Below are 2,304 nucleotides of genomic sequence, written 5' to 3' on the forward strand. Positions count from 1 at the left end.
ACCTTCTTCCGGGACATGTTGAAGCCGTCTTAGATGCAACTGGCGTCCACGAGTCCTTCGCCGGGTTTCGATCTGACAACCCATACGAGAAGGAAGCGGATTCGTTTGCGGCAGGCTTGCTGATGCCAAGCCGACTGTTCTCTGTTGCGCTCAAGAGCACCGACCCTGGTCTTGAAGCCATTGAGGATCTTTCATCTCTCTGCATCACTTCCCTTCCAGCCACTGCAATACGCTATGTGCAATTTGCGGATTATCCAGTCGCTGTTGTGGTGAGCACTGGCCAGTCAATCGATTTCTGTGCAATGTCTGACTCTTTCAAGACGCTGCCGGATCTTGAATGGCTCAAAAAGGGACAACCAGTTCCAAGATCCAGCCATACTTATGCATTTAATCAGAACCAGAAACGAGTTCGTGAAGCCGATCGTACTGAAGGCAGCTCCAGCATACATGCCTGGTTTGGAGCCGGTCCTGAATGGGAACTCATTGAAGAGGTCGTTGGCCTGGGTACGTATGGAAAGACACTCACTGTGCTGAGGCCCATCATTCCTGAGCAGGGCGAAGTAGATGAAGAAGAACAGGAGTTTGAGCGTGATTTGATCGAGTCCTGGACACCTCGATTCCGCAAGTAGAGTCAGGTAATGCTCATTCGATTGAATGTCGGCTTCGGGGGGTAACAAAATTATGGGAGACAAATCAACCATAGAATGGACTGACGCAACGTGGAATCCGGTCACAGGTTGTTCGAAGGTTAGTCCCGGGTGTAAGAACTGCTACGCCGAGCGACTCGCGGCTCGACTACAAGCAATGGAAAACCCGCGGTATCGAAACGGGTTTGAAGTGACTCTTCACCCGGATCAAATGACCCTCCCGCTCAGATGGAAAGAACCTCGTAAGATTTTTGTCAATAGCATGAGTGATCTGTTTCATGAAGCCATCCCAGACGATTTCATAAAGCAAGCATTCGATGTCATGACAAGAGCACACTGGCACGTGTTTCAAATTCTCACGAAACGAGCCGAACGCTTGGAGACCATCGCTCCCTCTCTGCCTTGGCCCGACAACATCTGGCAAGGTGTTTCTGTTGAGAGCAGCGAGTATATATGGCGAGTGCGTCATCTCCAAAAAGTTCCCGCAGCTGTTCGGTTCATCTCCGTCGAACCTCTTCTCGGACCAATTGGGCGATTGCCACTGAAGGGCATTTCTTGGGTCATCGTAGGAGGCGAGAGCGGCCCGCGTTATCGCGCTGTCAAGCCGACTTGGGTGCGGAATATCCGCGACCAATGTCTCGGTGCGAAAGTTCCATTCTTCTTCAAGCAATGGGGTGGATTCACATCGAAGGCTGGCGGGCGACGATTGGACGGCAGACTTTGGAGCCAACTACCAATAATTCAGGATGCGTATGTGATTGTGATGTAGGCCATTCATGCCCCCTCGGACCACCTGTTGGGACCTTGAACCTCATACCAGTGCCAAGCATCTAATTCTTCGCCGTTATCTGCAGGCCTGGCTTCCCATCATGACTCGTTGGAACGGACGCGTGCTCTATATCGATGGATTTGCCGGTCCGGGTATTTACCGAACCGGCGACGAGGGATCTCCAATTATTGCACTCAAGGAAGCGATTAACCATACAGCCCAAATCCGGTCGCAAGTGGTTTTTCTATTCATCGAGGCAGATCCGGCTCGTCTCGAAGTCCTGAAGCAACAAATTGCAACCCTTCAGGTGCCTTCCAACTTCAAGGTCCAATGTTTGCTTGGGAGATTTGATGAACACCTGACGCAGGTGCTGGACTTCGTGAAAGAACAAAAACGCAATCTTGCTCCTACGTTCGCGTTCGTCGATCCATTCGGGTTTTCACACACACCGTTTTCGTTAATAAAGCGGCTCATGCAGAATGACAAATGTGAGGTACTCATCACATTCATGTATGAAGCGATTAACCGTTTCCTATCCCATCCCGATCAACCTGCGAATTACGATTCGCTCTTTGGATGCCAAGACTGGAGAGAAGCCAGTTCGGTTGAAGACCCTCAAGCACGCAAGAAATTCGTCCACGATTTGTACCTCCGCCAGTTGCAGATAAGCGCAGCCATTACTTATGTTCGATCGTTTGAAATGATCGACCCTGGCAACCGTACCGAGTATTTCCTCTTTTTTGGGACAAAGAGCTATGACGCCGTCAAGAAAATGAAAGAGGCCATGTGGAAGGCAGATGACTCAGGCAGGTTCCAATTCTCAGACACCACGGACATGAACCAATCTCTCTTGTTTGGAACTACGCCGGATTTCAGTGATTTGAAGAG

The 2,304-nt window shown here is 50.3% G+C and carries 3 protein-coding genes; all 3 read left to right on the forward strand.

Annotated elements, in window-relative coordinates; translation table 11 throughout:
- A partial coding sequence (locus tag ACOSYY_RS12225) for an ImmA/IrrE family metallo-endopeptidase (RefSeq protein ID WP_421662688.1) occupies nucleotides 1-629 on the forward strand: 629 nt, incomplete at its 5' end.
- A 52-nt stretch (nucleotides 630-681) separates the two neighbouring features.
- On the forward strand, nucleotides 682-1,416 hold the full coding sequence (locus tag ACOSYY_RS12230) for a DUF5131 family protein (protein WP_421662690.1): 735 nt from the start codon (nucleotides 682-684) through the stop codon (nucleotides 1,414-1,416).
- Nucleotides 1,417-1,516: 100 nt separating this feature from the next.
- Nucleotides 1,517-2,304: three-Cys-motif partner protein TcmP (locus tag ACOSYY_RS12235; protein WP_421662692.1), on the forward strand; the 788-nt coding region annotated here is incomplete at its 3' end.

The sequence above is a fragment of the Nitrospira sp. BLG_2 genome (assembly GCF_049222245.1).

What these genes read in the sequence shown, in the direction of transcription:
- ACOSYY_RS12230 (WP_421662690.1), top strand. Translation starts at nt 682, where the DNA reads ATGGGAGACAAATCAACCATAGAATGGACTGACGCAACGTGGAATCCG.